The sequence below is a fragment of the Pseudovibrio sp. Ad13 genome (genome assembly GCF_001623225.1).
Lineage (GTDB): Bacteria > Pseudomonadota > Alphaproteobacteria > Rhizobiales > Stappiaceae > Pseudovibrio.
Genome location: NZ_LMCC01000015.1, coordinates 20,122 through 43,995, shown reverse-complemented (window position 1 = coordinate 43,995; position 23,874 = coordinate 20,122). Strand labels below are relative to the sequence as shown.

Annotated in this window: 20 protein-coding genes; 12 read left to right on the top strand and 8 right to left on the bottom strand. The window is 47.1% G+C overall.

The annotated features are described in order from the left end of the window. Positions 1-230: 230 nt before the first annotated feature. The 3 genes from PsAD13_RS17365 to PsAD13_RS17355 form a co-directional block, all read right to left on the bottom strand. A complete protein-coding gene (locus PsAD13_RS17365; RefSeq protein WP_063318989.1) occupies positions 231-1,619 on the bottom strand; it encodes a glutamate decarboxylase in 1,389 nt (462 codons plus the stop codon). A 14-nt stretch (positions 1,620-1,633) separates the two neighbouring features. Further along, positions 1,634-3,052, bottom strand: a complete 1,419-nt coding sequence (locus PsAD13_RS17360; protein ID WP_063318988.1) for an amino acid permease — start codon at positions 3,050-3,052, stop codon at positions 1,634-1,636. Positions 3,053-3,191: 139 nt separating this feature from the next. Further along, positions 3,192-3,494 (bottom strand): HdeA/HdeB family chaperone, encoded by a 303-nt coding sequence (locus tag PsAD13_RS17355; RefSeq protein ID WP_063318987.1) that lies wholly within the window; start codon positions 3,492-3,494, stop codon positions 3,192-3,194. Between the two features lie 265 nt (positions 3,495-3,759). On the opposite strand from PsAD13_RS17355, the gene PsAD13_RS17350 reads away from it, so the two are divergent. Continuing rightward, positions 3,760-4,458: a Crp/Fnr family transcriptional regulator gene (locus PsAD13_RS17350; RefSeq protein WP_063318986.1), complete on the top strand. Its 699-nt coding sequence runs from the start codon at positions 3,760-3,762 to the stop codon at positions 4,456-4,458. Between the two features lie 227 nt (positions 4,459-4,685). Beyond that, positions 4,686-5,198 carry a DUF1269 domain-containing protein gene (locus PsAD13_RS17345; protein ID WP_063318985.1) on the top strand — a complete coding sequence of 171 codons (513 nt, stop codon included), beginning with the start codon at positions 4,686-4,688 and terminating at the stop codon, positions 5,196-5,198. A gap of 415 nt (positions 5,199-5,613) precedes the next feature. Here the strand turns inward: PsAD13_RS17345 and PsAD13_RS17340 are convergent, their stop codons facing one another. Continuing rightward, the gene (locus PsAD13_RS17340) at positions 5,614-6,390 is read right to left on the bottom strand and encodes an HAD family acid phosphatase (RefSeq protein WP_153040915.1); all 777 of its coding nucleotides are present in this window, start codon (positions 6,388-6,390) and stop codon (positions 5,614-5,616) included. 919 nt (positions 6,391-7,309) lie between these two features. Here PsAD13_RS17340 and PsAD13_RS17335 point away from each other — a divergent pair. The 7 genes from PsAD13_RS17335 to PsAD13_RS17310 are packed head-to-tail and all read left to right on the top strand — an operon-like array spanning position 7,310 to position 15,297. Then, on the top strand, positions 7,310-8,473 hold the full coding sequence (locus tag PsAD13_RS17335; protein WP_206599779.1) for a ferritin-like protein: 1,164 nt from the start codon (positions 7,310-7,312) through the stop codon (positions 8,471-8,473). A gap of 12 nt (positions 8,474-8,485) precedes the next feature. After that, positions 8,486-9,649 (top strand): hypothetical protein, encoded by a 1,164-nt coding sequence (locus PsAD13_RS27410; RefSeq protein WP_153040914.1) that lies wholly within the window; start codon positions 8,486-8,488, stop codon positions 9,647-9,649. Next, positions 9,649-11,370: a hypothetical protein gene (locus PsAD13_RS27405; protein WP_084404758.1), complete on the top strand. Its 1,722-nt coding sequence runs from the start codon at positions 9,649-9,651 to the stop codon at positions 11,368-11,370. Before PsAD13_RS27410 ends, PsAD13_RS27405 begins: the two co-directional genes overlap by 1 nt. A 3-nt stretch (positions 11,371-11,373) precedes the next feature. Then, positions 11,374-12,114 (top strand): hypothetical protein, encoded by a 741-nt coding sequence (locus tag PsAD13_RS17325; protein WP_063318984.1) that lies wholly within the window; start codon positions 11,374-11,376, stop codon positions 12,112-12,114. Beyond that, positions 12,107-12,856 carry a hypothetical protein gene (locus tag PsAD13_RS17320; protein ID WP_063318983.1) on the top strand — a complete coding sequence of 250 codons (750 nt, stop codon included), beginning with the start codon at positions 12,107-12,109 and terminating at the stop codon, positions 12,854-12,856. Before PsAD13_RS17325 ends, PsAD13_RS17320 begins: the two co-directional genes overlap by 8 nt. Beyond that, positions 12,856-14,364, top strand: coding sequence for a metallophosphoesterase (locus tag PsAD13_RS17315; RefSeq protein ID WP_193777065.1), 1,509 nt, complete (start codon positions 12,856-12,858; stop codon positions 14,362-14,364). Before PsAD13_RS17320 ends, PsAD13_RS17315 begins: the two co-directional genes overlap by 1 nt. A 12-nt stretch (positions 14,365-14,376) precedes the next feature. After that, the gene (locus tag PsAD13_RS17310) at positions 14,377-15,297 is read left to right on the top strand and encodes a hypothetical protein (protein ID WP_063318981.1); all 921 of its coding nucleotides are present in this window, start codon (positions 14,377-14,379) and stop codon (positions 15,295-15,297) included. An 11-nt stretch (positions 15,298-15,308) separates the two neighbouring features. Here PsAD13_RS17310 and PsAD13_RS17305 read toward each other — a convergent pair whose 3' ends face one another. The 4 genes from PsAD13_RS17305 to PsAD13_RS17290 form a co-directional block, all read right to left on the bottom strand. Further along, positions 15,309-16,163: a DNA-binding domain-containing protein gene (locus tag PsAD13_RS17305; RefSeq protein WP_063318980.1), complete on the bottom strand. Its 855-nt coding sequence runs from the start codon at positions 16,161-16,163 to the stop codon at positions 15,309-15,311. Next, on the bottom strand, positions 16,160-17,152 hold the full coding sequence (locus tag PsAD13_RS17300; RefSeq protein WP_343228958.1) for a DUF692 domain-containing protein: 993 nt from the start codon (positions 17,150-17,152) through the stop codon (positions 16,160-16,162). Before PsAD13_RS17300 ends, PsAD13_RS17305 begins: the two co-directional genes overlap by 4 nt. Continuing rightward, positions 17,118-19,166 (bottom strand): ferritin-like domain-containing protein, encoded by a 2,049-nt coding sequence (locus tag PsAD13_RS17295; RefSeq protein WP_208986733.1) that lies wholly within the window; start codon positions 19,164-19,166, stop codon positions 17,118-17,120. Before PsAD13_RS17295 ends, PsAD13_RS17300 begins: the two co-directional genes overlap by 35 nt. Positions 19,167-19,250: 84 nt before the next feature. After that, positions 19,251-20,564, bottom strand: a complete 1,314-nt coding sequence (locus tag PsAD13_RS17290) for a phosphatidylserine decarboxylase family protein (protein ID WP_153040913.1) — start codon at positions 20,562-20,564, stop codon at positions 19,251-19,253. Positions 20,565-21,370: 806 nt separating this feature from the next. On the opposite strand from PsAD13_RS17290, the gene PsAD13_RS28140 reads away from it, so the two are divergent. From PsAD13_RS28140 to PsAD13_RS17280, 3 genes are all read left to right on the top strand, one after another. Then, the gene (locus PsAD13_RS28140) at positions 21,371-22,165 is read left to right on the top strand and encodes an integrase family protein (RefSeq protein ID WP_208986731.1); all 795 of its coding nucleotides are present in this window, start codon (positions 21,371-21,373) and stop codon (positions 22,163-22,165) included. Between the two features lie 3 nt (positions 22,166-22,168). Further along, entirely contained in the window at positions 22,169-22,621 is a 453-nt protein-coding gene (locus PsAD13_RS28135) for a site-specific integrase (RefSeq protein ID WP_208986729.1), read from the top strand. Positions 22,622-23,016: 395 nt separating this feature from the next. Next, positions 23,017-23,706: a Crp/Fnr family transcriptional regulator gene (locus PsAD13_RS17280; RefSeq protein ID WP_063318978.1), complete on the top strand. Its 690-nt coding sequence runs from the start codon at positions 23,017-23,019 to the stop codon at positions 23,704-23,706. The last annotated feature ends 168 nt before the right edge of the window (positions 23,707-23,874 follow it).

The following is a 23,874-nucleotide window of genomic DNA, read 5'->3' as shown; positions in this document are numbered from 1 at the left end:
TAATGCCTCCAAACAAACCTAAAAGAGTGAGTGAGTATAGTGGGCAGCATCAAATTGAGGGCTCACTGACATGTCAATAATTATCCGTCAGTAATGAACTGGATGCAGGAGCATATCAAACCTACCTGAAAGCCGATAGGTTTAGCCTTGCAGTTCTCAGGCTAGTCCATTCGCACTCAGAAATACTGGTTTGATACGCTTAGCATGTTAATAATTTTTTGGTAAGGCGGTTACACGTGAGCAAAGTGTTTTGATGGTGTCTCATGTCCATTCTTTGACTCTCGTTCTAATTTTTCAATAATGGTCGCTAGATCTTTGAGAAGCAGCTCTGCCATATCGCGACTAAATCCTTCCCTAAGAACGATCCTGAGCACGTGTATATCTTCAGCTCCCTCGGGCATTGCATACGCAGGAACTTGCCATCCATGAACTCTCAGGTGCTCGGAAACAGCATACACAGTGTATTTGTTCGGATCTTTCATTTTGAATGCAAAGACCGGGATGGTACTTCCATCACTGAGCAATTCAAACTGATCCATTTGCGCGATGTTCTGGGACAGATAGCTGGCAATTGAACGTAAGTTCTCCATTATCCGTGTGTAACCATCCCGTCCTAATCTGAGGAAGTTGTAGTATTGGCCTACGATCTGATTGCCCGGTCTGGAGAAGTTTAAGGTGAAGGTGGGCATATTACCGCCCAGGTAATCTACATGAAAAACAAGATCTTCAGGCAGATCACTTTTGTCCCGCCACACGACCCAACCAACACCAGGATAAACCAAGCCATATTTATGGCCTGAGACATTGATCGACTTAACCAGTGGCAAGCGGAAGTCCCATTCCAACTCAGACTGCAAGAACGGTGCAACAAACCCACCACTTGCAGCATCAATATGAAGAGGAACTTCGAAACCAGTCTGTTCGTTGGATATCACCAGCGCATCATGAACTTCTTTGATTGGTTCATATTCGCCGGTATAAGTCGTTCCCAAAATTGTAACAATACCAATGGTGTTCTCATCAATTTTCGCAACAGTTTCGTCAGGATCGATAACATATCGATCTGCTGACATTGAAACAAACCGTGGTTCAACATCCCAATAACGGCAGAACTTTTCCCAGACAACTTGCACATTGGTTCCAAGGATCAAATTCGGTTTGTCAGTGGGCTTGCCTTTAGCTTTCTGTCGATCTCTCCACTTCCACTTCAATGCTATGCCCGCCAACATGACAGCTTCACTCGAACCGATCGCTGACGAACCAGTAAACCCATCTGGAGCATTAAAGAGGTTCGCTACAATCTTGATGCAGCGCTCCTCTATCATTGCTGTGTTTGGATATTCATCTTTGTCAATTAAGTTCTTATCAAAGGTTTCAGCCATCAGGCGCTCTGCCTGAGGCTCCATCCAGGTTGTTACAAAAGTTGCCATATTAAGTCGGGCATTGCCATCAAGCATAAGCTCGTCATGGATGATCCGGTACGCAGTCTCAGCTTCCATCTGGCCATCAGGCAGACTGAACTTAGGGATAGGTTCCCGCATCACGCGCCCGCCATAAGAGGGCATCAACATAGATGAAGATACATCAACATCAGACATATCGGTTTTTGTGTTACCCATTATTCGGGTCCTTCTTAACTGATCGCTTTTGTTAGTGACCAAAATGGTCGGCGAATTGAAAATATTAGAACTGGAACAGCAACGACAATTGCCAGACCTGCAACCATCAAGAGTTCAAAGGTTTCGATGGCAAAACCACTGTGAAGCGGGGGAATGAAGCCAATTGCAAAACATGCGGTAGAAGCAACTAGGCCGGTTCCAGCAACAAGCCACATGCCTTTTTTCCCACCAGGAACTCGATAGGCCCTCTCAACTTCTGGGTGTGTATATCGCAAGCGTATTGCTGCGGCATACATCAATATATACATCAGTGAGTATATGAGGACTGCGGCTGAGGTGAGTATCAAGAACGCCGTATTTACATCTTTGACAACAATGAAGAACATCGCAATAAGCGAAATAAGTACAGCCTGCAAAACAAGAAGATTAGTAGGCACGCCCTGATGGTTCACCTTCTGCGCCCAGAGGGGTAAATTTCCAGCTTGGCCTGCAGCAAAAAGCCCTTTCACCGGACCCACAATCCAAGTACTCACCTGTCTTGCAGCACCTAATGCAACAAGAACAGCTATTATCGGTAAGAACCACAGTAGCTTGAAGTGTGTCAGCAAAGCAGAGAACGCTTGCATCGCGCCATTGATTTGATCAATGGACCCCGCGGGTAACACTGAAGCGACCGTCAACCCACCCAGTAAAGTTGTTACAAACCCAATCCCGGCAGCACTGAAAATTGCGATGGGATAGACACGTTGTATATTCTTAACTTCTCGAGCGTGGCTGGCTGATACTTCAACTCCAACAAAACCAAAGATAAAGCTCAAGAAGAGAACCAGGTTCCCTGTCTCCCAAACTGATGGGACCAGATTTTTGGCAGTCAATGTCGTATCTAGATGGAGCTCATTTCCAGAACTTACATAGATCGCACCCAATGCAATCAGGAGAACAGAAGGCAATAAAACTCCTGCGGAAACAGCGACAGAGCTTATTATGCCTGAGCCTTTGCTGCCTCGGAAATTGACAAGGGTGGCAGACCAGTAAACAGACAAGATAATGAATATTATGAAGTACTTGTTGGTACCGAGTTCTGGGTCGAAAGCATATGCTAGTGAAGCCGCTATGTAGGCTAGGATAGACGTTATCCCGAAAATACTCTGGACCCATTGCATCCATACAGCAATAAAGCCCATACGTGATCCAAATGCCTCTTCTACCCAGTGGTAAACTCCGTTTTTTGGCCATCCTGTAGCAAGTTCTGCGGAGATAAGAGCCACAGGAATAAGATAGGCGAAAATGGTGATGAGGTTGAAGAGGATCATTTTCATCCCGGTTTCAGCCATCATCGGCATATTACGAAGTGTCATAAACAAAGCAGCAGTGGTCAAAGTAAGCGTAAGTGCACCTATTTGCTGCACGCCTTTGGCGCGTTGAGTTTTCATATTGTGGGATGCTGTATCAGAGGACAAGAAGCGAGGGAAAGTTGCATCACTGATTGGTGTTCAAGGAGCAACGTCCCGAAACGGGAGGCATCAGTTTACCAAAAGTGAGACTGCTAGGCAGTCCCACTTCACGGCAGATCTAGTTTAGTTCTTCCACTTCTTCGAAGAGGAATTTCTCCTTGCCATCTTCTGAGGCGCAAATTTTTACGAGTTTGTCGCGATGCTCCACAAAAGTTTCAGCATCCCATACTGGCGCATCGTTTTTGCTGGATAGGTATCCATCAATCCAGAAAAGTGTCACAACCGCATCAGGCGCGCTCATCTCCAAAAACTCACCACAAGTGAGTTTTGACATATCGCGCTTTGATGTGGCAGCTTCATCTGCGTAGACGCTGCTTCCACCTGCAAGCAATAATGCTAGTGTTATACCCAAAAGCAGCATGAGCTAACGTTCCCTTCAAGGCTACTTATCTAATGTTTCTAATAGGTAGGTCGAACTCCAAACCTACAGGTAAACCATTAGCAGCCCGCCCATGCGCTCGCTGTTAGCTGGCCAACAGTTGCTCTTAAAACCGCTCAAAATTAACATTATTTAATTTGTTGTTTTCGTCCCAAATGGCAGATAACAAGACACTTGAGTGCAGATAAAATGTGTTCTCAGAAGTTATTTTTACTGAATGTTCGTCTATTGATGACAGGGGGGGGAGTTGTCGCACTGGCATCTTGCAACGATTAACTGGCTTGACGCACTACCAGATGACACTGTCAAAAGTATTCGTTCAGCCTCGAGAACTCAGGTGTTTCAGGACAAGGAAACGATCTTCTCTCCTATGATCGAGCCTGACACTGTATATTTGCTGGAAAAGGGCTTAACGAGATTGTACCGCTGTTCGAACTCCGGCGGTGAATTCACTCTTGGCTTTGTGGAGCCTGGAGAAGTCTTTGGGGAGCTATCAGCACTTAACAATGACACTCGGGAAAGCTTTGCAGTCGCAATTGATCAATGCGGTGTTTTAAAACTCCCCAAAAAGGTTTTCATCGAACTAATGCAAACTGCTCCCAGTTTTAGTTTTGCAATATCCAAACAGGTCGGAAAGCGCCTGCAACGGATTGAGACCAGAGCTGAAGATTTGATTTTTAAAAGTGCGACATCGCGTGTAGCAAAAATGATAGGCCTGCTTGCAAATGATCTTGGCCAAGAACAAAACAATCGCATCAGCATCAATGTGCGTTTAACACAAGGCGAAATTGCAACCCTCGTTGGGTGTTCAAGACCGACAGTCAACCTCACTCTCAATGACTTTAAAAAACAAGGCATAATTGAACTGGAAGATGGCTATCTAAGCATTATCAAGCTCAACAAACTTGAAGAACTGGCCGACGCTACTCCGAGTTACGCAGAATAAACAGATGCACACTCTTCAATACAGTTCTGTTAGAAAAACACGCTTTTCCAAAGCTCCCAACATAATTCTAAAATATTCGGCAGTCTGTTAACCAGCTAACAGACACAGCACCTTCATCTGCTCCATAGCTTGCCAGCAAACAACACAGGCCTGTGCGATCGACCAAACCCAATGATTGATGTTCAAGCCTGTTTGCTTGTTTTAAAGACTAAAACAAGGTGATAGAAATGTCTGAATTGATCGTCATTGGCTACGATAATGAAGCAGAAGCAGAAAAAGCACGCGAAGAACTGTTAGAACTACAACACGAGTATATGGTGGAAATTGCAGATGCAGTTGTCGCCAAAGCAAATGAACATGGAAAAATAAAGCTAAACCAGATGGTCAACATGTGGACTGCCGGAGCCGCTGGAGGCGCATTTTGGGGATTGCTGATTGGTCTAATTTTCCTGAACCCTCTTCTAGGTGTCGTTGCCGGGGCGTCAGCCGGAGCACTTGGCGGGGCGCTCAGTGACTATGGTATCAACGACAAGTTCATGAAGGACGTCGCTTCTGTACTAAAACCAGGGCAGGCAGCTTTGTTTATGATGGTCCGCAAGGAAGTATCCGACAAAGTCATTGAAAAGCTTGGTCAACAGGGCGGTCATATCATCCGAACAAATCTTGATCGCTCCAAAGAAAGCTCCCTTCGTGAAGCCTTCGACGCAGCTCATTCTGAAGTTTCAAGTGTAAACGTATAGAATTCAAGAGATAGGGTCGGGTTACCAATGCCTTTGAGGCACTGTGTTGCCTGACCTTTATACGTTAAAGGGCTTGAGTAATCACTTAGTGCAGTCATCATCATGCTCTGAGAAAACAGTCAGACACTGCGGGTATACAGCTTTAATATGCGCTTCTAATCCGGGAACAACACATGTGGTGTTTCAATCCTCCTTTTCGGTAAAAGAAAATCCTGCACCGTAAACGAACTTCCCAGCTTGTCTTTCTGCGCAAGGCTGTACAAGTGGTGCCATGCTCACCTCATAGACCTTCGAATGTTTTCGCAAACCAACAAAGACATGGGTCGCTGACACCACTTGTTCGCATTTTAGTTGGGCATTAAGACCAATCAATCACCGGAAAATCTAGCGATTTGAAAAAGATAAATGGATCTAGTCACCATTTTTCAATGATGGTCTCATCGCTCCATGTGGTCAAAGGAGCTTCGGACCACGTGCCGTATGCGGTGTTAGGGAAAACGATCCACTCTGTACCCCATTTAGCGGCACTCTCATCGACAAGAGATTTCTGGTGATCCAGAGGAGTTTTGCGGAAACCACCGTCGAAGTCATGCAATGTATCTCCCAGCATCAGAACAATCTGGTGATCCTTCCGGACAATCTCACGTCGCTCCACTTTGGGTGGTCCAAGCAGAAGAACAGTCTCGGGGCTGATCTGTGGTAAACCCAGCTCATTCAATGTGGCCAGTGTGTAATCTTTCTGTTTGTCCGAGCGGTCTGAAATATAGCGAATAGCAACCCCCAGTTCATCTGCGTAGTTTAAGAATTCCTTTGCTCCAGGGATCAATGTCGGCTTACCATCTCGCTCCCAGGGGAGCCAAGTGTCCCATACATCATATGTATGGCAGTTCTTCAGATCACGAGCCAACAGGGCACTATTATCAATCACAGTCTCATCCAGATCTGAAACAATTGCCAGTTTCGAAGGATCATCTGCCGCTTCGACTACAGCTGCAAGTTTCTGCGTAGCAATGTTATAGGCTTGTCTCTGTAGTGCCCGAACTTCCGCTGATTGCTGCTGGAAACGCAAGCCCATGGTGAACTCCGCAACAGAACAGTCGTTTGAGGAAGCTTCTTGCGCGAAGCTCGCCTGAACCAGAGAACCCAAGGTCAGACAGGCCAGTACCGAAGTCGTGAGGAAGGGTTGTTTCATGGGACTATTCTCTTTCATTGAGCTTTTGCTTTCATGGTTCGGGTAGCAGACTTGTGAAATTTCACTCAGTCCGCAATCATGGAACGTACAAAACCAGTTTCCAATATTGAACCGTGTTCATAGTCTTATTGACACTTGCCCTCGGGCTGTGTTGGATGGTGTCATGATTTCTGCTGACTTCATAAATTTTCGATGAACCGAAAATGTAGTGAGAACGGTGATAAGGGATGTTGCGAACTTTCAACCCGCGCTGAGCTTCAGACCTCGGCAAACAAATGAAGCCTCTGTGGCCATGTCCAAGGCGCTCAATCTAGATGACGTCTGGGAATTAAGATCTGAGTAATGTACTCCGGTTTGATAGGTAATACATTATAAAGAAATGACGCGGAATTCCTTCCTGTCAGAGGAAATTCTGACTAGGCATCATAGGCTCAACTGCGATGATACGTGCTTGAGATGGGGCAATTAACTGTATGTAATCTGGCTGTATGAGCGTCGATTAAAGATGATAGCAACATGTGGTGCAGGGAGTTATGCGAGTTTTATGCTGCATGTCATCGGGGGCAATAAAGTACAGCTGAACTCAACTAATCTTTTTTTTGATAGTGACAAGTAATATTTTTTTATATTTATGATTATTAAAAGTAATTTCAAAATTTATTATGCCTTTTTAGTCGTAAATGATGAATTGCTTGAAGTTAATGAAATATAAAAGCTGTGATAACTGTCACGTTCCAATTGCATGATTGATTTATATTTTTAAAGTCACGTATTTTGCAAGCACAATTTCCGGCCACGTGAAAAGAATGCACCCAGCTCAAGGAAATTTGCTTTATTCGAGGACTATTAGTCATCCTCGAAGAGGAGCGGTGCGGCTTTTCTCGTATGCATTACTTTTGCTATTAGAGGGAGGCCACTTGTGGACCAACAACTGCTTTCAGTTCCCCCGCAAGATCGAGACTTGGAATGGATTAAAGCTTCGCTGCAGTCAGCCGTTGCTTTGGAGCATGCAACCCTGCCGCTATATCTAGCCGCAATGTTTTCCTTAGAGGTTCAAAACTACACAACTTACAACCTGATCCGTTCCGTCGTGATGGAAGAGATGGTTCATATGGCCATCGGTTGTAATATATTGGCAGCTCTCGGGGAAAAGCCTTCAATTAAGAAGCTGGATCCTCTCTCTCCCTCTGAAGGATTGCCTGGTGGTGTGGAGCCTGATCTGCCGATTGTTTTTGCGCAGTTAAGTAAGAACCAGTTGCGGAATTTCTTACGACTTGAGACGCCGATCAGTCTGTTAGCTGAAAAATATAGAGACGAGAAATACCCTTCCATTGGTGCATTCTATTCAAAAATAAAAGCAGCAATTACCGCAAATGTGAATGAAATTAATGCCTCCGCTCAAAAGGTGCTCTCAGCTCAGGCCAATACCTTTCCTAACCAAGTTGGAGACAACATTGGCTTCACCGTCTTTTCTATCGAGGATAAACGAACGCCTGTTCAGCAATTCCTCGACGGTATTGACGAGATCATTGAGCAAGGCGAAGGGAGCAATGCTCAGGATCTTTACGCGCAGAACTTTGATGGCGAGGGGAGCCATTATGCGCGTTTTGCTGAGATCTACTACGGTGCACAACTTCTCGTTCCAACACCCGAGCCCAAACTCACACCTGAGACAGAAACAGAGTTTTTCAAGGGTCACCAAATACCCTGGCCAAACGTGACCAATGTGCTCGCGGTTCCTCGTGATGGTTATAAGAAGCTACTCGAACTTGATCCAGAGGGAGCATCGGTCAAATCCAACCTCTGTGCGTTTGATGACAAATACACTGAGATCATGACTGATCTGGATCTGATGTGGAATGGTCCAGCTGAAGAGTCCTGGCCAACATTTGGCAAAGCTGTTGCTGCGATGACAGATTTACGCGTGCTTTCCTGCTTCAACATCATGCGCTCTCAGGTTCCTGCAAACCTGATTGCTCGACTGCCAGAGCTGTACGGTGATGAAGCCAAAATCATGGCACGCTACACAGATTTGTCTGCTCCGGTTTTCTACGGTCCCCGTTTTATAAATCAAAACGCTTAGAGAGGCTTTGCTATGAAAAACCGTTATACGGACGCTAAAAGTGTAGCTTGCTCAAGTCCGGGAACTTTACCTCCACTTCCCGTTATTGACTGGTCAAAAGTAGAGCAAAGCGCTCCTGCAAACGTGGATATTGGCAATCCAGACAAGAATTCGCCACTGCCTAAAGTCGATATCGTTGTGATGACCTGGACAGATACTGAGTGGAACGCGCTGGATCATGTATTCGTGGCTTCTGATAAGGAGGCCTACGTCTCATCAGATGAGTTCCGAAAAGGGTGGTTCCTAAGATCCAATGATGAGTACGTGAAGGGAGCTTACAATCTCTGGGGGTTCTATCGGGTCGTATCTATCCGAAACGCTGCAGGAGCAGATTTGAAGGTATTGCTTTGGAAGTCAGATGCGCACCTGTCGCATCCTCCTTTTGCAGATGGGTTGATTGCAATGGTGCATTTCGTACTAAAAGAGGCATCCCCTCAACGGCTTTATTCAATTGGCACCGCTGGCGGAGCGACCATAAGCGAAAAGCTCGGCGATGCGGCGATTACAAATACAGGCAAAATCAAGCTGAAATTGTCTGAAAATACTGGTTCCGGATTGAATGACAAAACAGTTGCCTGCACCAACTGGTATCCGGACCTTTCAATGAACTCAATCATTGAAATGAATCTGCTCTTCAAGCTGAGTTCTGTCGTGACACAGCCTTATCTTGAATACCTTCTGTGTCAGGCTATTTACGATTCAGACAAAGGCAATCCAGACTGGGCAGGACAGTTTACCGTTGCCGACATGATGAACGCAGCTCTTGAAGAACTGGGGGCACCTAAAGGTCTCGACAAGAAGGGGATTCCGCTCCTCACAACGGACTATTACTTCATCTCAGATGGAGACGATACCGCGCAGTACAGTGCGCTGGAGATGGATGACGCTGTGGTTGGCTATGCTGCGGGGGAGTATCACGTTGACTATGTATTTGTCCGCAATATGTCTGACACCGTAATTCCAACACAAACGCCTTCTGGTAAAGCAATTCCGCAAGAGCTGCGCGAGAATTGGTCCAGCGAAATCTATGAGCATTACGGCTTCTACACTTCCATGAATGGTGCTCTGCTTACTTGGGGAACCATTGCAGCTGATACTGATTTGAAGGGGCAAACAGCCACTGGAAAGGGCACGTGATGACCAGTTCTTATACGCCACCGCGGCAAACCAATCCGCGCCAGCCAAAGAATCCGATGGAGGTAGAGCTGGTCTTTAATGTTCGCCCGTGCGGCACCTGTTCATTCTTTTGGCCTCCAAATCCCAAGGATCAGGTTTACGGTCCTTATCCAACCTATGATTTTTTGTCGGACTTTCCTAAAACTGCGGATCCCTCCGGAACACCTGAAATGTATCCCTGGGTGAAAGGGATCACGCGAAACTCCGGATTTCCAAATGGTGAGATCATGGATGGATGCCGAAAAGCTCCCATCATGACTTTAGGGATCAACCCGAACCTGACAGCGTTTAGTCCGGGCATTACTGGAACGTCCTGGGCCTATCCCGACTTTACCAGTGATGATGGAACCGATGGCTATGACAAGTATGCGTACTACTATCGCTACCGTAATGTGTACCAGGAACGATTTGCCTTTGAAGAGGTCAAAAAATATCTGATCGCAGGAAGCTCTGTGACACCCACAGCCGATTTAGTTGTGATTGCGGATCAAGTAATTGCAGCTGAAGATGGCATCATTAAATCAGCTGAGAGAGACCATGCTGGCTCTCCTTATGACGTGATTATTGACTATGACAGCGGTACAGAAATTACACTCACATTAGAGCGTCCCACTGGTACGCCGCGTTATGTGCTTCTCTTCAATCATGATAGTCCGGACAACAAGTTCGAAAAGGGCGACATTGTCATCTCCAAGATGCAAATGCCTGCCGGTGTTAATCTGGAAGTTTATCAGGAACTTCAGACATATTACGAGCAGTTCGTCCCAAGCCTGAACGAGTTCTCGGACTATTTACGAGCGAAAGGCCATAAGAGTGCTGATCTGAAGATCGGTGAAGATGTCTGTCAGTTAGACATGGTGGCTTGCGCCTCTCCTCATTGGAAACCCGCTTTCCTGGGGGGCACGGAGGAGAGCGAAGATATAATCATCTCCAACTGTGTGACTAAAAATGCGTGGGCTTTAAAGCAGTTGGTTATGACCAACCCAGCAGTTCTGTTTCTGGTTGGGGAGAGTTCCTGGGATATGTTCCGGGATGCCTTCAAGGATCATATAAAGCGCTCACCTGAACTGCCGAGTGATCCTTATGACAACGCGTTCACACTGTTTTCTCTCACTACAGAGAATGACAATCCGACCATGTTTGAATTCTCTACTGAGATTGACGGTGAACCTTATGCCATCAACACCCGGATCGTTGTAACACCGCACTTTTCTTACGATACGAACTTCCTGCCTCAGTTCCGGTTAAGCCCTGATTGGCTTTCTGAACTGAAAGAAAAGTCTCCTGAATGTGTGCATTATCTGGAGACCAATCCAGAGATTACATATGTTCCCGGTAACGGCGATGGATATGATGCTTTCCAGTTCTCTGCAGAAAATGCACCACAAATACTGAAGACAATAAAATCCCAATGGCCTGAAGTGTGGCCTGATCTGGAAAAGAGCTTTTACGATGCTCATGCCACCATGGCCGATGTGCTCGGATATATGTACCGGGAAGGCAAGTTGACGTGGGATGATAAAGGAGACTACCTGTCTCGGTCAGCAGGCCCATGTCAGTTCTGTGTCAATGAACATTGGAAGTTTCCTCTCGGTTGCCCCTATGGCAAACCAGAGGAAAAGCCACTCCCAATCGGCTTTCTAAATCAGGTGACAGACCAGATCCTGTCGGAAGGAGCGTGATCCATGTCCTTCCAGATACCTCCTGATGCAGTCCGGATATGGCGAGGATTTCGCCAGTCTACCCTTCCGCAAGAAGAGTTTTTTCAAAGACTTGGAGAAACATTCATTCCTTCAACCGTGCAGATGCAGATCGAAAATGGCTTGGACACATATGTTCCGACCATTCCATGCGGAATGACCAACAAGCCAGACACAGTACCTGATGAAACTGCAATCTTGTTCTGGAACTCTCAGCAGACCTACTGGGATGGTTTTAAAACTCTGGCCGGACGTACATATACATTGACCCACGGTGGTTGCTACACTCCGGAAAGTGGCGCTGACTTCCCACTCTTATTTGCCGGAGATTTGGTATCAAACCAATGTTACTACCTTATCGACACGTCTCAGGACTGGATGAAAGGCAAGATAAGGCATCTGGTGGGCGGCCTACCGGCAGGCGCAAACACTGCAGAGTTGTTTCAGAACCTGCAAAGTATCCTTGCCGAAACGCAGGCGCGCGAAAAAATACAAGGTGGCATTATCTGCATCGGAGCAGATTATATCGTGTATTGGGAACTGGGTGACGGCACTGATCCTGGGCTTGAACAGTTGCAATCACATTGTGATTGGTCTCACGTTTTTGAACCTGTTCCGACAACATTGCCACCGCAAGCAGCCCTTTGGGATGACTGGCCAGGCATAAACGTAAAGCCCGGTGATACATACAATATGCAGTTCACAAGGGTTTCCGAAAATGAATGAAATTCGTAAGGTCCCACCCGATGCTGTACATGTCTGGCGAGGGTTTCGAAGCAAAGATAAGACACAGCAGCAGTTTGAAGAGTTTCTAGGCTCTGTGTTTGTGCCAGGATGCTCCTTGTTACAGCCCAATGCGGGCTTGCATGCTTACATACCGTCTTTGCCACAAAATGAAGGCAAACCACCAACGGTGCCAGATCAAAGCGCCTTAATGTTCTGGACCTCGCAACAAACTTATCACGATGCTTTCAAATGTGTCGCTGTGCGCTGCTACACGAATTTGCATGGTGATCTATATGACACATCACGAAGCGCCGCTGAATTTCCAGTGTTGCTGCCAGAGACCGACCTGTTAGTAGAAACACCGTATTTCCTTGTAGATGCGCCCGCTGATTGGATGTCCGGCGATGTGGTGCACTATATTGGCGCGCGCAATCAGAACGTCTCACCAGAAATATTTAGAGCACACATCCTGAAATGGGCGAAGAACCTGCAGCCTATGAGTGGGCTAGAGGGGGGGGTGTTGTGCGTTGGCGAGAATTACCTGGTCGCGTGGACACTTTGGCCTAAGGGAAAAGGCAGCTCAACCTGCTTTGCTCCCCTGAAGGACTTCACGACAATGTGGCTGGACCGAGCTTCCGAGCATTTTGAACTTGGTCATGGGTTGTGGGAGGACTGGACCGGGATACCCATGACAGCACCTAACAGTCTCAACATTCAGCTTCATCGAACTTTGGATATATGATGCAACCCATTGTCAATTATGAGAATGCGGATCTGGCTCGGTTGAAATCAGCTGCTGCGAGCGTTGTTTCAAAAATGACAGATCATGACCCGCGCCAAGGGGTTCCGGTCGCTCATCCTATGTTAGAGGGCGTGGATGCATACGCACATAAAGCATTGGAAGGTAAAGCACCTGAGATCCCGACCACGCGAAATGCCAGTGACCCGGAAGCAGCAGAATACCTCGCTTATCTGACACATCATAAAGCTCACGCGGTTTTTAGCGGGAATAAGCAAATTGAAGCGCAGATGCAGACACAGCTGGACAACTTCACTTTTGGCAACCCGGCCTGGCAGCAGATGTTTGATGAGTATGTGAAATACTTCTGGGCCTATCCGGGGCACTCAGGAGGGAAATTGGATTACCGGAGTTGGCGAGATCCCAAGTATGGAGGCGGGAGCTATGATTATGGCTGCGTGACCTGGCAACTTCCATCGGACGCGACCATTGCTTTGATCGGTGATATCGGAACAGGAACGGATGTGGCAGCTGCTGTTCTAGCGTCAGCACTTTCGTTCAAGCCAGATGTGATTTTGCACGTCGGCGATGTTTATTATTCCGGTACAGAACAGGAGTTTGATACATACTTCCTTGGGCTCCTTAATGTGGCTTTTACAGCTGCAGGGCACCGTCCTCCCGTTTACACGTTGCCTGGCAATCATGAATACTTTTGCGGAGCATTTCCGTACTTCAGGTGCCTTGATGAAGGTCAGCTCGTAACCCATCCCAGTCAGCAGCAGCAAACCAGTTATTTCCGTCTAACCACAGAGGACGGGGCCTGGCAGATCCTAGGCATGGATACGGGGTATCATGGGCACTATCTGAAGGTGGCTGGAGACAAACTGGATGAAGCCCTGGGTGTACTTCAAGTCAATCCGAGTGATGCATATGACCCGCAAAACCCACCGCCCATGGTGTATGTGCGTCCTGATGAAGTGGACTGGCATCGACACCACCTCAGCCAATTCTCTGGCCGTACATTGTTATTCGGGCACCATCAGCTTTACTCAGGTCGTTTTGCTGTAGGTGTGACTCCAGATTATGAAGGTGACATCAATCGGCCCGGCGTAAACACCGCTCTTTGGCAAGCCTTTGGACCATATTTTGATAAGGTCGCTGCATGGTTCTGGGGGCATGAACATAACCTTTGCATATTTGAAGATAACTTCAGGCCCACTGGCTGGCCTCCCAATAATTCAGAACCGGATAATCCTCTCAAAACGCTCGCAAAAGGTCGTTGCATAGGTCACTCAGCCATTCCGGTGCAGCAGAAAGAAACGCCCTATGAGGAAGTGTATCCGGTCCCGATTATACCTGGTACGCATCTGCAGATGGTCGAGCAATGGTACAATCGAGGGTTTGAGATTTTGAAGCTGAACGGAGCAGGGCAACCTGCTCATTGCACTTACTATCAGATTGCCGGCGTAGATCCGGCTCCCTTCAAAATTTACAGCGAAGATATACGCTAGGAGACGGGAATAATGACTGCAACGCTCTACACGATGACACCAACCCAACAAGCTGGCGTAATGGAATGGTCTGAGGTCGGACAGCCTGTTTTTGACCATAACTACGATGCAATCACTACCTATGATAATTACGGTACCACGGTCCTTGTGGGATACAATAAGGGGAGTGGAAGTTGCGACACATTTGAGCTCCTTGAAGAGGAACCTTGGATCAAGCAAGTGCCTAATACATTTGAGCTTGGCAAAGACTGGGATTCGATTCAGCCGTTTTACATGATGAACAAGCCTCATCTGCTCGCCTATCAGGCCAAAAACGGACACATGTATTTCTTCCTTTTGACTAAGGATCTAAAATCCGAATATCCATTGCATTTCTATCATACACGCTATCCCTATACGACGAACCTGAGCGAAGTAAAATGCGCTGTCGATCTGGGGCAGAATTTTGTATTTGGTTACAACAACACAGATGGCGCCGTGAATACCTGGACGATATCAGCCACGGCAAAGTCCGGTGGGAAAAGCCCTCCGCTTGTTGTAGAAAATGTCTGGGCTCACCAATGGGCAAAAGGCTGGACACGTTTTGCCTTCTTTACCTGGGGCAAGGAGAACTTCTTCCTGAAAACCAATACATGGAAACCCAACGTTAATATAGATCACTTCTCAGATGATCTAAGCGAAGGGACCAATGAGGTCGGTTCACACTTACATCTGAAGGATGACCAAGAGCTGGATATTGTACATCCATTTATGGTTGGGCCGGGTGACCCTTACTTTATGACGTATATGGCGAGTAATGGTGAGGTGACTTTAAATCGCGTACACGGCGATTGCATGGGTTGGACAACAGAAGCAACTGTTACCGCGGCAACAGGTGTGTCGCAAATTATTCCATACCGGCTGGGTGAGCAAAACTATGCATTGTTTATATAGTTGAGATTGGTCTATTTTGGGTAATAGACCAATCCAAAATCCAGCGCAGTTGGAAGCCAAAGCAAAACTTCAGCCATATTTGTAGATTTAACATTTTCCAGCGCTCGATAAAGGGGCGTTGGAGACTTCAAAGCTTCCAACAACTCAGCCTGCCAATCATTGATCTGCAATGAAACGACCTTGTAGTCTTTTCGTGTGAGAGCTACCCAGTTCTCAGTTCGCTGTGGTGTTGTCACTGTGTCGTTCAAATGTAGTGACACGGCGAGTGAACGGATTGGGTACTCTAGCTTGAGAATTCTTAGGCATGGCGATGCTTGTAATAGCTCAGAGTGGTTTGATGTCAAAAAGGCAATCGACGTTTCTGAAGTATAATAAAAATACCCTTCAATACCATGATGGAGCAGGATCTCGGATAGCGTTCTCTCATATCGCGCCAATTCAGCTGGAATCTTAAATAGAGCGACTTGATCAGCGCAATTGGCTCCCCTCGGTTGTGTCTCCTCCAGAAACTCAGGGAGTTTAGCTCCTAACTTATATAAACTGGAATAACGCGAAGGATGGGTGACAATGTAAGCCTTTGCGAATCCTTCAAAGACTTCATCTCCCATAAACTTACACAGCAGCGGATACTCTGCCTTTAGCGCTTCGACCAAGCGCATAATGTATCCTGAGGCATAAATGTTGATGCGCTCGATTGCAGGAAATTGGTCCGTTTCTTTTATAGCTTCTGTGAGGGTAAGGTTTGTTTGGTGCTCGGCTCCTAAGAGTTTTTGATAGAGGTCGCCACGGTTTATCAGGACCTCCTGCAGCCATTTTTGTAGCTGCCTTAGTTGGGTATCTTTCTTTAGACAACTTTCCTTCATCATCGAACAACCGGGCTCGAGAATACACTAGGTGCTTGATTGATGTCGACACTCTCCAGTCGCTGGTAAGGCTTTCCATCAAAAATTAGCCGTGCCTTGTTCAACTCAGCGACAACCTCAGAAAAGCCCGGGATGTTTGCATCCCATTCCAGTAGCGTGGAGACGGGGCCGGTTTTCTCTAGGAGCACTTTGTAAAGCTCCCAGACTTGATCTGGGACAGGTTGATCGTGGGTATCCACCAGACAGTTACCAGCCCTTGTAGGACCAGCTAAATGCACTTGTTGGATGCTGCTGTGAGGAATGTTCCTCAGATACTCCAGAGGATCATAGCCATGATTAAAGGAGGAGACGAAGACATTGTTTACATCAAGCAACAAAAGGCAGTTTGTTTTTTTGACAAGTAACGACAGAAATTCCCACTCACTGAGCTCATTTTGTCGAAACTCAAGATAGGTGGATGGGTTCTCAAGAAGGATTGGTTGTCCAAGAAAGGCCTGAACTTGCAGCACCCTCTCGGATACATGATTGAGGCTCTCTTCCGTCAAAGGCATTGGCAGAAGATCATGAGTGTTGTGTCCAAGAATCCCTGTCCAGCACAAGTGGTCAGAGATCCATGATGGTTGGACAAATTCAGCCAGCTCTTTGAGCTTTTGAAGATACTCCCAGTTCAGAGGATCTGAAGATCCTACATTGAGGGAAACACCATGCATCACAATCGGACATCTGCTGCGGAGCTCCTTGAGAACCTTGCGACCATATCCGTGGTTGTCGATGAAGTTTTCACTTATGATCTCAAACCAGTCGACAGGTAAATTCTCGCAAGCCATAATCTCAGGGAAGTGCTGAGAACGCAGGCCAACCCCAAATCCTAAATAATCAGTATTTTCGTTCAATTCGGAAGCCGCTGAATCTGCGGCTCCTTGTTTCGATGAAGCAGATGAACTCATTTGACCCCGTTTATGTGCTTGGTGGCATCGCCAGCCGCAAATCATTGGCTTTTGGTGCTTTATGCGCATCAGGGTCGAGCCCCTTCGCATGACTGTAAGCTTGCCATGCTATGTCGTAAACGGCATCCCCTTCAGAGTAGGGGAGATGTTGCTTCAAAGCCTCTGAATTATGATCAGGAGCAGGTCCAAATTTATAGAGTTGCATCTTATAGCAACCATCGTCTTGTTTCGGGTAAAGCTGAGAGGCTGAAATTGGTACTGCACACCCTCCAAAACCACCGCATTTATTGTCCGCTGGCGCGCTCTTTAGATCTTTGGCAACGGAACCTCCACAGCTACCTCCACCGCTGGCACTTTGGACAAACCCGCACCCACCCTGGGTCTTGCATTCGTTTGAACCTTTACAGCTATGGTAAGCTAAAACACTGGCACAAGTCTCGGTATCTGAACCGTTTAAGGCCATATCCTGACAAGCATGATAAAGAACATGTTCCTTTTGTGAGGCAATGCCAGTCACAAGATCGGGCACTTTTCCGGTCACAGCCCAGCATATAGAAACCCGATCACCAGACCCATCCATGGCAGGAGAGGGAAATTCGGTGTTATCGCTATTATTCCAGTAACTGTTCAAGACTGTAGTGATGCCCTTAATCGTCCCAACCGCAGCTTGGCTTAATATTTGGTAGGTATTAGGCTTGGTTTTTAACTTATTGAGCGCTGTTGCTATGTCTTCAGTACATGGCACGTTGGGGGCTCCATCGGTACCAAGCATATCTGGTGTCCAAGTATGGTTTTGGTTGTGCCATTTCTCCCATGTCATGTAATCATGCTTTTGTACGAGTTGAAGCACTTCCGAAAACAGTTCGAAGTGGTCTTTATCCGCTGCATCAGATCTGGCGCGGGCTATACCAGATAGCGTTGGGAGCTGATTGCCCTGATCATCGTAATGAGGATAATCTTCAATCAATGCTTCTTTGTTAGGCTGGAACTTTTCCTTCACGCAACCAAGAGGATTTTCTGAGCCTTTTGCAAGTGTGTTGGCCCATGACTTAAAGCCCCAAACCCTCACAATGTCTTTGACAACATCCCCGCCTTCACCCTGATCAGTGATTGCATTGATGTTGTTAATGAGCTTGAGCTTTAGGCTGTCGAGCTCTTCCAGGTTCATATCAATCATCGGATATTGTGAAGCCGTTTGTTCAGGCTTATTGAACCGGTCTCGCTGTAAGCCTAAGAGACGCCCAAGCAAACTGGTTCCATCTGAGTAGGTAATTTCAAGGTAGCTCCAGTAACATAAGTACATATGCCCAATTGAGCCGAACAGAGGTAGATCTGCTTCCGTCATGTTGGCTTTGAACCAATCAAATGGTGCAGGTTCAAAGTACTTTGGTCGGGTCTTATCACCATCGGGCTGAGGATCAGGTATGGGAACTTCAGAATTTTCCAGATTGAGCTTGGCGAGTTCAACGGTCTCTTCAATTGCCATGAACAGTTTTGCCTGATCTTTGTTCATGGCGCGCAGGATCACTTGCATACCTTTTAAATTCATTAGGTCGGGATCATATGAACATAAGACGGGGTGATCTATCCAATTATTAAAATCCAAAATGTGCGGAATCATGGTGTTGCCATGCTTATAGCAGGTCCATCCAAACTCTTTGTTCTGTAAGGCTGGACTTGTGAAGCATGGCTGCACTCCAATCAAAGTTGCCATGTTTGAAGCGAGTTGAAGGTGCAGCATCTCTTCAATAAACACGCTGTAGACTTTATTGAAGACTTGCTTGTTTGTTGTGTCAGGGTCAGCGGCAGGACCAGAGCCAGGCCACCAGCGACCTTCATAAAGCTTACTGCCCTTACTATTGATTTGATGTGTACCTTGGACTGAATACAGCGCCGTCATGTAGAGGGGGATTGTAAACAACTCTACATTGATAGCTGCTTGAGCGATGGCTTTAACACAGGAAAGGTCGTCATCTATGTACTTGGGGTCGCGATCTGTGCATGCATCGACCAGAGCCGCGCAGGCGCTATCAGTCAGTTCTAGGAGAGGGTGTTTCATTGCTGTGTCCTTCGGTTTAGCGAAAGCACACCTAGCGTTGGTTTTCATTATCGCCAGGCGCTGAAGAGAAAAACAACGACTGACTTAAATAGTTGAGATCGCAATTTGTGCCCCAACTCTGACAAATGGCCCGTTGTCGGAGTTGTTATCTGAAAGAGGATTTACAATCGTAAACTGCTTGATAGCTTTGGGCTGAAAAACAAGAGCCATTGAGGATCCCCCGTAGCTGAACCACCCAAGTTCTTGTCCTTTTTGAACATTATCGCCTACTTTGACCTGAATTGAGATAGATGAGATTTCAGTGATCCCGATGGGCATAACGCATACGCAACCGATTGCCGGATTTTCGCTCTCGATAAAGATAAGCGCCCTGGTGTTTACCATCGCCTCGTATCCTTGAGACTTAGTTCCAGCTGATGGATCAAACCCCTCTGAATAAAGCTCAGAGAACATGTATCCGTTTACGACCCGAGCTTCGACAACCTTACCGGCGATAGGAGCTCTCCACCGGTGATAGTCGTTGCCGCTCAGGAACGTTTGAACGACATCTCCGCCAACAAAGTGCGTTGTGAGAGGGCTGTCGTCAAGCATTTGCTTGAGAGAATAGTTTTGGGCTTTCGTCTCAAAATCGTCGTCCAGTTTTACATTACGTGCAATGCGATAAACGGTGCCATCATTAGCAGATGTAATCACTCGATCATTGTCCGGCCCATCAATTGGTCGGCAGATCGCAATGATTTGACGATGGAAGAAGTCATTAAACGACGTGTATCCCCAATGCACAGGGTCTTTCTCGATCTGTTCTTTCGTTACGAACTGATCCAGGCTGTTCGCTTTCCATGAGGCTTCAGAAAGCCAACCATCCTTTGAGGTAACAACGACACTGAGTGAGGCCGGAGAGTCTAAAAACTCACACCAGGCATCAAGGATGTTTCTCAGGGCATCATTGAAAAGCTTGTTTTTAAAGATAAAGTTCCCTGCGGGTGTCCACATCATGTAGACAAACAATCCTGACATTGGAAATGCTGAATGCGGCAAGTCCGGATCAAAGATTGGTGCATGTTTGATAATGTAATTGAGCGCGCATAGCATATTGTTGATGGATTTAATTCCATACGCCACTTTGGGTTCTTCTTCTTGGTGAACTTGCCAGCCTTGCTCAATCATCTCGCTCGCAAGACCATGAAGGTGATCACCTTCATTCAGCAAAAAGGCTAGGGCTTGAACTGAAGGCTCCAAAAAAGAGTAGCCTCGTTCAATTTGCTCTCCATACGCTGATATGGATTTTTTACTGATATGATCCAGCCACTTCCCCAGAAGCTTTGAGTCCCGCGGGAGAAAACCTGCAATAACACCAGGCCTATTTTCATGATGAGATTGAAACTGTCCTTTGGGCATCTGTAACTCCTGTCGCATCATGCATGAACTAGATATGCTTGCTGACAATAGGGAGAGCAGATTTTGAAGAGCAACTTCTGAATACTATTTAGCAAATCCCGCAGTAGCAGAGTTAGATTAATTTAGCTTACTTAAATACGTGGTTTTAGAGTTTTGTCGATATAATAGTTTAGTATATTTCTTTGTAAAATATTTTATCGGCTACTCTAGGTGTTTCAATTAAGTTCTGTAGCTAATCCAATTTAATTACCGGGTTACTTCAAAGCGCCAACTGGCATTTAAAAATGCATCAGCAAACAGACCATTGAAGTTCTCTTTGCAGTGTTGATTTTCATAATTTGAAAGGACAATTACTAGAGCTAAAAGAGGAGTGAAATTGCACTTTCAAATGCTCTCATTTGCTTTCATAGCGCTGACACGAGGTTAAATGGTGCTGGCAGCAGGGATCGAACCCGCACCCCCCTGATTACAAGTTGCAATTTGCAACTCACGTCCACTTACACTCTACTACGATTCAGTACTATGAATCAATGAGTTGTAGAAAATTATTTGCTCCTGCCTACCTTGCATTTCGCTGCGAAACTCGTACATTTGCTTACAATATGCTGACAAGAAACGGTAGGCATAGCGCAAGCGATCTGTAAGGGGATGAGGCCGTGTTTTGCACAGGGCCATTAGAGAAGCCCAAAAGGTCGTCACAAGCTGTCAGGCCGTCAGAAACAGTAGCATTCGGGGACTAATTTTAATTTCTATTTTCGCATGTGGGCGGTTCTTGTCATGGGTCGTCAGCGGGAGAGTTTTGCCTGATGCCCAATGTCACAAAACGGACGGTCGATGCAGCCAAGCCAACAGCGAAGAAGTACTTCGTCTGGGACGGTAAGCTCTCGGGATTTGGGCTGCAGGTGATGCCAACCGGACGCAAAACCTTCATTGTTCAATATCGCACACTCGAAGGGCGCTCTCGCCGGATGACCCTCGGAAAATACGGGGAGCTAACACCAGATCAGGCGAGGGGGCTGGCTGTCGATATTCTGGCCAAGGTGCGCAATGGGGAAGACCCGACCGTTAATCGCAAGATCATTCGCAACGCGCCGACGGTTGACGACTTGCTTGATATGTATCTGAGCGAGCATGTTGAGGTGCACAACAAGCCAAAGTCTCTTATCGAGATACGGCGAATTCTTGAACGGTGTGTGCGCAAGCCTTTGGGCAAAGCGAAGCTAGCATCAATCACCCGGCAGGATATCTCCAAGCTACATCGTTCTATGCGCAGAACTCCGCGACAAGCAAACCACGTTCTGGCGATCATCTCCAAGGCTTTCAATCTGGCCGAGGTTTGGGGTTTGAGACCTGAGCACAGTAATCCTGTGAGGTTGATCAGACGCTATAAGGAAAATGAGCGTGACCGGTTTCTATCTGGTGAGGAGTTACAGCGCTTGGGTAAGACGCTGGAGCTTGCAGAGAAAGAGGGGCTCCCGTGGATCATCAAGGCCAAGCCGGAGCACACAAAGCATCTGCGCAACGATATTGAGAAACGGCGTACACCCGTGAACCCGATGGCGCTCTACTGCCTTAAGCTACTGCTCTACACAGGTGCGTGATTGATGGAGATCGCTTCTCTTGAATGGAAGCATGTGGACTTTGATGAAGGGGCCATTGCCTTGCCTTCAAAGAAAGGGGATGGCCGCAAACCTCATCCGGTGAGTGGGAATGTGCTGGATATCCTCTCCGATATACCGCGCTTGGATGGCTCTCCCTATGTACTTGCCCGCATCAACGATCCCACACGGCATATTACCAAGGAGCTGGTGGAAAACGCATGGCAGCGGGTGCGCCATCATGCTGACATTCCAGATGTGCGCATTCATGATCTACGCCATACGGTTGGTACATTTGCTGCGCAATCAGGTAGCAACGCTTTCCTCATCAGTCATCTTCTGCGCCACCGCAACGTGACCATCACCAACCGCTATGTGAACCATGATGCTCATCCGATACGGGTGCTCTCAGAAACGGTCGGGGAGAGGATTGAGGCGGGGTTGAAGGGAGGAGAATAAGAATTGCATAGCTGCTACAATTGAGTATTTGGATGTCCGAATAAACTGCATGTTTCAGTGTTACTTTAGTGGGCATTTGCCTGGTTACGGAGCAGCTCCATCCAGAGCGAGACGGCAACTTGAAATTGACCTCAATCAGCTTGATGCTAAGGGCAATTACCGAACATCTGAACATTTCCATCATGGGTTGAGACACGTTCACCCGAAGGCTTCTACAATAACTCTTATTGGCGATCTGCAATTACTCATGACCATGTACGGACATTCGTGAGTATCGCTAACTGCGGCCACGATTGAAGCTCTGCAACTAACAGTATGGTGTGTTGACAACAAGGGCGATGTTCAGGATACGTGATGAAGTGTACGCATTCGACGCATTTTAAGGAACCTTGTCCATGACAGGATTGCTGGATCACGGGAGCCTCAAGTTCCTTGACCTGCTTAGTCCAAAGGTCGAGGCCGCTTTTGCAGCTGTCGAGCAGCGCCACACCTATCAGGACGGCCGCACGATCTTCTCGACCGGCGATGAGGGTGATCGCCTGCTCATAGTGCGTTCAGGGGCAGTTAGAATGGGGCGTTTCAGCCCCAGTGGTCGGGAAACAATTCTTGCAGTGCTTGGTGAGGGCCACTTCATTGGCATCATAGGTGTGCTGACCGGCCGCAAGCGGACACAAAATGCTACAGCAGTTGGTAAAACAACAATCGGCTATGTTCACAAAGCTGATTTTCTGACGCTAATGGACACTCATCCAGAAATCGCCCGCGCAGCTTTGCCAGCGACGTTAAGCCGATTGAATGTGGCGCTGAACATGCTTGACGATCTGCGTTTGCTGCCTTTGCCCGCTTATACAGCGGTGTTCTTGCAGAATATGCTCGAAGCTTCAGAAGTGCCAGGGATGCTCAACTGGAACCAGTCTGAGTTGGCTATTGCTGTGGGCACCTCACGTGTTTCTATGGGTAAAGCGCTCAAACAGCTGGAAAAAAATGGCCTGATCGTACTGAAGTATGGCGCAATTGCCGTGCCGGATGAACAAGCCCTGTCAGACTGGATTGATGCCGCCAGAGCCGAGCATTTGTCTCTCTGAGGTCTGCTCGCTCATGCCGTGTGCACAAATCTGAGTAAATAGCCAGATTGCTAAGTTCTTAGCATTCTTTGCTCTGCCGACTACGTACAATCCCTCTGTAATTTTATCCCATTGATATTCAAGTGTCAGCATTTTGACCGCTGCCGCCGGTATCGGCGTGCCGCCTAG